Genomic DNA, 9,957 nt, shown 5'->3' with positions numbered 1-9,957 from the left:
ATGTCGGTGGTGGTGAGGTGGGCGCTCATGCCGCTGGGTTGGTGCCAGAGTCCCCAGGCGAGGGCTTGGGCGGGTAGGCCGGTGGTGTGGCGGTGGATGGCGAGGGCGTCCAGGAAGGCGTTGGCGGCGGAGTAGTTGCCCTGTCCGGCGCTGTCGAGGGTGGCGGCCGAGGAGGAGTAGAGGACGAAGGCGGCCAGGTCCAGTTGTTGGGTGGCCTGGTGCAGGTGCCAGGCGGCGTCCGCCTTCGGCCGCAGTACCCGGTCGATCTTGTCGGGGGTGAGCGAGGTGACCACACCGTCATCCAGCACCCCGGCCGTGTGGAAGACCGCTGTCAGGGGGTGCTCGGCGGGTACCCGGTCAAGGAGTGCGTTGACCTGCTCGGGGTCGGACAGATCGCACGCCGTGATGTCGACGGTTGCGCCGGCTGCTTCCAGGTCGGTGCGGAGTTGGTCGGCGTCGGGGGCTTGGTCTCCTCGGCGGGAGGCCAGCAGCAGATGCTTGGTCTGGTGCTCGGTGGCCAGGTGGCGGGCGAGGATGACGCCCAGGCCGCCGGTGCCGCCGGTGATCAGTACGGTGCCGTCGGGGTCCAGGTTACGCGGCATGGTGAGGATGATCTTGCCGGTGTGGCGGGCCTGGGCCATGTGCCGGAATGCTTGGCGGGCCTGCTGCACCGGCCAGCACCGCACCGGCAGACCGGCAAGTTCCTGGGAGGCGAACAGGTCCAGCAGCTCGGCGAGCATCTGGCCGATCCGCTCGTGCCCGGCATCCATGAGGTCGAAGCTGCGGTAACGGACGTGGGGGTGGGTGTTCGCGACGTCGGCCGGATCGCGCCGGTCGGTCTTGCCCATCTCGACGAACCGCCCGCCAGGGGTGAGGAGGTCGAGGGAGGCGTCGGTGAACGGGCCTGCCAGCGAGTTGAGCACCACATCCATCCCTTCGCCTCCGGTGGCTGCGGCGAAGGCGTCGGCGAAGTCCAGGTCGCGCGAGGAAGCGATGTGGCCCTCAGGCACGCCCAGCGCCCGCAGCAGGTGCTGCTTGGCAGGTGAGGCGGTGGCGAAGACCTCCGCACCCAGGTGCCGGGCGATCTGGATGGCGGCCATGCCGACCCCGCCGACGCCGGAGTGGATCAGCACCCGCTCCCCACGGCTGAGCCCGGCCAGGTCGACGAGTCCGTACCAGGCGGTGGCGAACGCTCCCGGGACGGAGGCCGCGCGGGCGAAACTCCATCCCTGCGGCATCCGCGCCATCATCCGGCGATCAGCCACGACACGCGGACCGAAGGTCCCTTCGCCCAGGCCCATCACCTGATCGCCGACCCGCAGCCCTTCCACGCCGGGCCCGACCTCGGAGACGATCCCGGCGAACTCACCACCGATGAGCCCGCCCTGTTCGGGCACCATGCCCAGTGTCACGACCACGTCGCGGAAGTTCAGGCCGGCCGCGCGGACGTCCACGCGGACTTCACCGGCGGCCAGCTCCTGATCGGCCTCAGGGGCCGGAATCAGGTTCAGCCCGTCGATGGAGCCCTTGACGGGGCTGTCCAGCCGCCAGGCTTCCGGCCCCTCGGGCGTCGCGAGATCGCCGGACGTGTCCGCCCGGGCCAGACGGGGCACCAGTACCCGACCGGCCCGCACCGCCAGCTGCGGCTCGTCCTCCACGCCCAGCAACGAAGCCAGCGCGGTGAGCGAATCGGCCGCGCGATCGACGTCCACGAGGACGATCCGGCCTGGGTTCTCCGCCTGCGCCGAACGCACCAGGCCCGACACCGCAGCCTCGACCAGAGCACCATCACCGGCGCTGCCAGCCTCGGTACCGGTCGTCACGGCACCCGTGGTCACCAGCACCAGCCGGGTCTCGGCCAGCCGATCGTCGGCCAGCCAATCGCGCAGCACTCCCACGACCCGGTCCAGCTCCGACCGCAGGCCCTCCAGCGGTTCCCGGTCGTCTGCCTGCGGAATCGGGCAAGGAATGACCAGGGTCGTGATGCCGTCGGCCTCCGCTGCCGCGTGGAGATCGGTGTATGAGCGCACCTCCAGGTCGCCGCCGCGCAGGGCTTCGGTCACTCTGCCGTCCGTCTCCATGACGGCTATCGGCCCTCGGGCATGGGGTGGGTTCCAGCTTGGCGGTATCACCCACTGCAGGTGGTGGAGCGCGTCGTGCCCGGGCTGGGTACGCGACGACAGTCCACCGGCGGGCAGCGGACGCGTGATCAAACTCGTGACGACCGCGACCGGGACGCCGGTGGCGTCGGCGATCCGGATGCTGGAAGCGCCGCTCTCGGTCGGAAGGACGTGAACGCGCACCTGCTGGGCGCCCGAAGCCAGGAGCTCCACCCCGTTCCAGGCGAACGGCAGCACGACGCCCTCAGCCTGCTCGATCAGGCCCGTGGCATGGAGGGCGGCGTCCAAGAGAGCCGGATGGATGCCGTACTGGTCGGCTTCGGCGGCCTCCCGCTCGTCGAGCTCCACCTCGGCGAACACCTCATTGTCGCGGATCCAGGCCCGCTTGAGTCCTTGGAAGGCCGGACCGTACCCGTATCCGGAACCGGCGAGTGCCTCGTAGTGGCCGGACACGTCCACCGCCTGCGCCCCCGCGGGCGGCCACTGCCCATCGACAGCGCCTGCGGTGCCGGTCGTCTCGGTGAGGGTTCCAGTGGCGTGGCGTGTCCAAGGCCGCCGGCCGGTGCGGGCGTGGATCGCCAGTTCACGGCGGCCGTCCTCTCCTGCGGCGGACACCGCCACCTGGAGCTGGACCGCCTCGTCGCCCTCGATCACCAGCGGCGCTTCAAGCGTCAGCTCCTCCACCACCGGGCAGCCGACCTCGTCGCCCGCCCGCACGGCCAGCTCCACGAACCCGGTGCCGGGGAACAGCAGCGTCTCCCCTACCCCGTGATCGGCCAGCCAGGGATGCGTGGCGGTGGAGATCCGGCCGGTCAGCACCAGCCCGCCGTGATCGGGCAGCTCCACCGCCGCACCCAGCAGCGGGTGCTCCACGCGGGCCTGGCCCAGACCGCTCGCGTCCGACACACCGGTCGTGGCGGGCTCCAGCCAGTAACGCCGGTGCTGGAACGCATACGTGGGCAGCTCGGTGCCTGCGCCGGTCACGGTGAGGAGCCGTTCCCAGTCCACGGCGACACCGGCGGTGAACGCCTCGGCCGCTGAGCGGAGGAACCGGTCGGGGCCGCCCTCGCCACGACGCAGCGATCCCACCGCAACGCCCGATGTGCCGGTGGCGTCCAGGATGTCCTGCACCGCCATTGTCAGCACCGGATGCGGGCTCACCTCGATGAACGCGGTGCGGCCATCGGCCAGCAACGCTCGCACCGCGCCCTGGAAGTCCACCGGCCGGCGCGCGTTGGCGAACCAGTACTCCGCCCCCAGCTCCGAGCCCGCCAGCACCCCGCCCGTCACCGTCGAATACACCGGCACCCGGCCGGGCGCGGGCTCGATGCGGCCCAGCATCTCCAGCAGCTGCTCGCGCAACGGCTCGACCATCTGCGAATGCGAGGCCACCGTGGTCGCGATCACTCGCGCCCGTACCCCTTCACCGCGCAGACGCTCGACAAGCTCTTCCAGCGCCTGGGTCGGTCCGGCCACCGCGCAGGAGGCAGGCCCGTTGTCCGCGCTCACCTCCAACCCCTCGCCCACACGCTCCCGCACCACCTCAGCGGGCAGCCCCACGGCGGCGATCGCGCCGCGTCCCCACAGCTCGGCGGCGAACAGCCGGCTGCGCAACACCACCACCCGCACGGCGTCGGCCAGCGACAACACCCCGGCCACGCAGGCTGCCGCCACCTCACCTTGCGAGTGGCCCACTACCGCCGTCGGGCGGACGCCGATGGACTCCCACAGCTCAGCAAGCGCGATTCCGACCGCGAAGGCGACCGGCTGCAGTCTCTCGATCGAGTCCAGCCCCGCCCCATCGGCGTCGGCCAGGACCTGGGCCGGGTCCCAGTCCACCCACCGCCGGATCTCGGCGAAACACTTTTCCAACCGGGCGGCGAACACCGGCGACGCCTGCGCCAGCTCCACCCCCATCCCGGCCCACTGCGCCCCCTGCCCCGGGAACACCAGCACCGCATCCCGACGACCCGACGCCGTACCCGACACCGAACCGGCCACCACCCCGGCACCGGGCTCCCCCGCCGCCAGCGACTGCAGCCCGCCCAGCAGCTCCTCCCGGTCGGCGCCCATGACGACGGCACGGTCCTCGAACACCGGCCGCGTGCGTACCAGCGACAGCCCGACCTCGCCAACCGGCAACTCCGGCCGTGCCACCACGTACTCGGCCAGCCGGGACGCCTGAGCGCGCAACGCCTCCTCACCGCGTCCCGACACCACCCACGGCACCACACCGGAGATGACAGGAGCGCTCCCAGACTCCTCCTCCTGCGGCTCCGGTTCGGGAGCCTGCTCCACGATCACGTGCGAGTTCGTCCCGCTCACGCCGAACGACGACACACCCGCCCGCCGCGGCCGGCCGTCCGGCTCCGGCCACTCCCGCGCCTGCTCCAGCAGCCGAACCTGACCCTGCTCCCAGTCGACATGAGTCGTGGGCGTGGACACGTACAGGGTCTGCGGCAACAGACCGTGCCGCATCGCCAGCACCATCTTGATCACACCGGCCACCCCCGCAGCAGCCTGCGTGTGCCCGATGTTCGACTTCACCGACCCAAGCCACAACGGCTCGGCCGCACCCCGATCCCGCCCATACGTCGCCAGCAACGCCTGCGCCTCGATGGGGTCACCGAGCGCGGTCCCCGTGCCATGCGCCTCGACCGCGTCCACCTCAGCACCCGACAACCCCGCATTGGCCAGCGCCTGACGGATCACCCGCTCCTGCGAAGGACCGTTCGGAGCCGTCAAACCATTACTGGCCCCGTCCTGATTGACCGCCGACCCACGGATCACCCCCAACACCCGATGACCAGCGGCCACCGCGTCCGACAACCGCTCCAGCACCAGCACACCGACACCCTCGGACAGGACGGTGCCGTCGGCCTCATCGGAGAACGCCTTGCAGCGGTCGTCCCGCGCCAGGCCGCGCTGGTGGCTGAAGTCCACGAGGAGCTCCGGCGTGGCCATGATCGTCACGCCGCCCGCGAGCGCGAGCGTGCTCTCTCCGGCGCGCAGCGACTGGCAGGCCATGTGGATGGCGACGAGCGAGGAGGAGCAGGCGGTGTCCACCGTGACGGCCGGCCCCTCCAGGCCCAGCGTGTACGCGACCCGGCCGGAGATGACGGAGCTTGAGTTGCCCGTTCCCAGGTAACCCTCGCTGCCCTCGGGCAGGGGGCCTCGGCCCACCTCGTAGTCGTTGGCGAAGGCGCCGATGAAGACGCCCGCGGAGGTGCCGCGCAACGAAGCCGGATGGAGGCCGGCCCGCTCCAGGGCCTCCCACGAGACCTCCAGCACCAGCCGCTGCTGCGGGTCCATCGCCACGGCCTCACGCGGGCTGATCCCGAAGAACGCGGGGTCGAACTCGTCCGCCCCTTCGACGAACCCGCCCGAGCGCGCGTAAGTCGTCCCGCTGCTGTCCGGGTCGGGGTCGTACAGCGCTTCCAGGTCCCAGCCCCGGTCCTTCGGGAACGGGACGATCCCCTGCTCGCGCTCCAGCAGCAGCTTCCACAGGTCCTCCGGCGAGTTCACCCCACCGGGGTAGCGGCAGCTCATCGCCACGATCGCGATCGGCTCGCGCTCCTTCTCCTCGACCTCACGCAAACGTCGGTTGGCCTGCTGGAGATCCTCGGTCACTCGCCGCAGGTACGCGAGGAGCCTCTCTTCGTCAGCCATGCCGTCCCGCCTTCCCTGAGGGGTTTCGAGTTTGCGTTTCCTGGGGGACCTAGAGGCCCTGGTCGATCAGCGAGAAGAGCTCGTCGGCGCTCGCCGTGCGCACCTTGCTCTCCTCGTCCGTTCCGGATCGGTCGCCGCGCCACTCGTCCATGAGCTTCTGCAGGCGAACGGTGATCTCGGACCGCGCCTCGACATCGATGGCGATCTTGCCCAGCAGCCGGCCCAGCTCGTCCAGGCTCTGCAGTACCTGCGACTCGGCCGGTTCCTTCTTCGGCAGGAGCTGGCTGCCCATGTACTCGGCGATGGCGACCGCGTTGGGGTAGTCGAAGATCAGCGTCGCCGGCAGCCGGAGTCCGGTGGCCTTGCCGAGCCGGTTACGCAGCTCCACCGACGTCAGGGAGTCGAATCCGAGTTCGCTGAAGCTCCTGTCCGGATCCACGTGCTCTTCGGAGGCGTGTCCCAGCACGCCGGCGGCCTCCGTACGTACCAGCGAGACCAGCATGCGCTCCTGCTCGGCCGGAGGCAGCCCGGCCAGGCGCTGCTGCAGCGCCGACTCGCCGTCCGAGGCGGGTTGCGCGCTCTGGGCGGTACGGCGTGCGGGGGTGCGCGCCAGGCCGCGCAGGACGGCGGGGATGCCGTCCTCGCGGGCGCCGAGAGCACGGGCGTCCATGGGCAGCGGTACGAGGAAGGGCTCCGCCATGGTCAGGGCGGCGTCCAGCAATTGCATGCCTTCGGCGGCGCCCATCGCGGTGAACCCCGAACGGGACAGCCGCTCCAGGTCGATGTCGCCCAGCCGGCGCGTCATACCACCCGTTTCCGGCGCCCACACCCCCCACGCGAGGGACTGGGCTGGCAGGCCGGTGGCGTGGCGGTGGATGGCGAGCGCGTCGAGGAAGGCGTTGGCGGCGGAGTAGTTGCCCTGTCCGGCACTGTCGAGGGTCGCGGCCGAGGAGGAGTAGAGGACGAACGCGGCCAGGTCGAGGTGGTGGGTCGCTTGGTGCAGGTGCCAGGCGGCGTCGGCCTTGGGCCGCAGTACCCGGTCGATCTTGTCCGGGGTGAGCGAGCCGATCACGCCGTCGTCCACCACTCCGGCGGCGTGGAAGACCGCCGTCAGGGGATGTCCGTTGTGGACGCGGTCGAGGAGCGCGGTGACCTGCTCGGGGTCGGACAGATCGCACGCGGTGATCTCGACCGTTGCGCCGGCTGCTTCCAGGTCGGTGCGGAGCTGGTCGGCGTCGGGGGCCTGGTCTCCTCGGCGGGAGGCCAGCAGCAGATGCCCGACCTGGTGCTCGGTGACCAGGTGGCGGGCCAGGATCGCGCCCAGACCGCCCGTGCCGCCCGTGATCAGCACCGTGCCGTCCGGATCCAGTGCGCGGGGCATGGTCAGGACGATCTTGCCGGTGTGGCGGGCCTGGGCCATGTGCCGGAACGCCTGGCGGGCCTGCCGGACCGGCCAGCACCGCACCGGCAGACCCGCCAGCTCCTGACCCGCGAACAGGTCCAGCAGCTCGGCCAGCATCTGCCCGATCCGCTCGTGCCCGGCGTCCATCAGGTCGAAGCTGCGGTACCGGATTCCGTTGTTCTCGACGTCCGCCGGGTCACGCAGGTCGGTCTTGCCCATCTCGACGAACCGCCCGCCGGGGGCGAGCAGGTTGAGGGAGGCGTCGGTGAACGGCCCGGCCAGCGAGTTGAGCACGACATCCACCCCTTCACCTCCGGTGACCGTGGTGAAAGCGTCGGCGAAGTCGAGGTCGCGGGAGGAGGCGATGTGGTCGTCGGCCACGCCCAGTGCGCGCAGCAGGTGTTGCTTGGCGGGTGAGGCGGTGGCGAACACCTCCGCCCCCAAGTGCCGGGCGATCTGGATGGCCGCCATGCCGACCCCACCTGCACCGGAGTGGATCAGCACCCGCTCCCCACGGCTGAGCCCGGCCAGGTCGACCAGCCCGTACCAGGCGGTCGCGAACGCTCCCGGGACCGACGCCGCGCGGGCGAAACTCCACCCCTGCGGCATCCTCGCCATCATCCGGTGATCAGCCACCACGCGGGGACCGAACGTCCCCTCGCCCATGCCCATCACCCGGTCGCCGACGTTCAGCCCGTCCACCCCGGGCCCGACCTCGGCGATGACGCCGGCGAACTCGACGCCCATCGCCCCGGCCTCACCCGGGTACATGCCCAAGGAGTTGAGCACGTCGCGGAAGTTCAGGCCGGCCGCGCGGACGTCCACGCGCACCTCACCGGCGGCCAGCTCCCGGCCGGCTTCCGGGGCCGACATCAAGGTCAGCCCGTCGATGGAGCCCTTGGCGGGGCTGTCCAGCCGCCAGCCGTCGGGTCCGTCGGGCGTCGGGAGCTCGCCGGAGGTGTTCGCCTGGGTGAGACGGGGCACCAGCACCCGACCGGCGCGTACCACCAGCTGCGGCTCGTCCTCCACGCTCAGGAGGGAGGCCAGCGCGGTGAGCGAATCGGCCGCATCGTCGACGTCCACCAGGAGGATCCGGCCGGGGCTCTCGGCCTGCGCCGAGCGCACGAGACCCGACACCGCCGCCTCGACCAGAGCACCACCGCCGGCGCTGCCGGCCTCCGTTCCGGTCGTCACCGCACCCGTGGTCACCAGCACCAGCCGGGTCTCGGCCAGCCGCTCATCGGCCAGCCAATCGCGCAGCACACCCACGACCCGGTCCAGCTCCGACCGCAGCGCCTCCGGAAGCGTGTCCTGCCCGGCAGCCGCCTGCATGCGCATGACCACGGCGGCGGGAAGAGCCTGCCCGGACGCGACCGCGTCACCCAACGCCGCCGCGTCCGCGTACTCCTCGACACCACCGCCGGCGGACTCGATCGCCGCCGCCAGAGCGGGCCACCGCTCGCCCACCACCGCCACGTCGCCCACCGGGGCGTCCGCGAGATCGTTCGCCGGCGGCACCCAGTCCATGCGCAGCAGCGACGACGAGGACGCGGTCGCGGTCAGCTTCTGGTCAGCGAGCTCCCGCAGGATCAGCGAGCCGATGGAGGCCACGGCCTGTCCCGCGGAGTCGCCCGTCTCCAGGGTCACCGCGCCGTCGTCGGCGCGGCGCAGGCGTACGCGCAGGTGACTGGCGGCGGAGGCGTGCAGCCGCACGTCGGTCCAGGCGAAGGGCAGCGTGATCTTCGAGTCGTCGGAGAGCCGCTCGGCCACGCCGATGGCGTGCAGGGCCGCGTCCAGCAGCGCCGGGTGGATGCCGTAGCGGCCGGCCTCGGCGGCCTCCCGCTCGCCGAGTTCCACCTCGGCGAACACCTCTCCGTCGTGCTCCCAGGCTCGCTTGAGTCCCTGGAACGCCGGTCCGTACCCGTACCCTGCGGCGGACAGCGTCTCGTAGTGGTTCGACACGTCCACCGCCTGCGCTCCTGCCGGCGGCCACTGGCTCCAGTCGAAGCCCGCCGCGTCGCCGCTGTCCGCCGTGGCCACGATCCCGGCGGCATGACGTGTCCATGGCCGCGTACCGCTGCGGGCGTAGACCGTCGCCTCGCGCCGGCCGTCCTCGTCGGCGGCGGCCACGGCCACCTGGATCAGGATCGACTCGTCCCGTTCGATCACCAGCGGCGTCTCGATCGTCAGCTCTTCCACTACCGAGCAACCGACCTCGTCGGCCCCGCGCACCACCAGCTCCACGAACCCGGTGCCGGGGAACACGACCTTCTCCCCCACCGCGTGGTCGGCCAGCCACGGGTGCGCGGCGACCGAGATCCGCCCCGTCAGGACCACTCCGCCCTGATCGGGCAGCTCCACCGCGGCGCCCAGCAGGGGGTGGTCCGCGGGGGCCTGGCCCAGCCCGTCGACGTTCGTGACGGTCGAGGGCGCTTCGAGCCAGTAGTGGTGGTGTTGGAAGGGGTAGGTGGGCAGGTCGGTGGTGGTGGCGTGGGGGATGAGGGTGGTCCAGTTGGGGGTGGTGTTGGTGTTGTGGGTGTGGGTGGTGGCGATGGCTGTGAGGAGAGTGTGGGTTTCGGGGTGGTTTTTGCGGAGGGTGGGGGTGAAGTGGGTGGTGGTGTGGGTGGTGGGGAGGTTGTGGGGGGCGATGGCGGTGAGGGTGGTGTCGGGGCCGATTTCGAGGTAGGTGGTGACGCCGGTGTGGTGGAGGTGGGTGATGGTGTTGGCGAATTGGACGGGTTGGCGGGCGTGGTGGGCCCAGTGGGT

General features: G+C 71.5%; 2 protein-coding genes. Both read right to left on the bottom strand.

The annotated features are described in order from the left end of the window. On the bottom strand, positions 1-5,789 hold a 5,789-nt coding region (locus tag ACWEPL_RS64030; protein ID WP_452442738.1), incomplete at its 3' end, for an SDR family NAD(P)-dependent oxidoreductase. 49 nt (positions 5,790-5,838) lie between these two features. Next, positions 5,839-9,957: SDR family NAD(P)-dependent oxidoreductase (locus tag ACWEPL_RS64025; RefSeq protein WP_452442736.1), on the bottom strand; the 4,119-nt coding region annotated here is incomplete at its 5' end.

This window comes from Nonomuraea sp. NPDC004186, from assembly GCF_053603495.1.
This window is presented reverse-complemented; position numbering and strand designations above follow the sequence as displayed.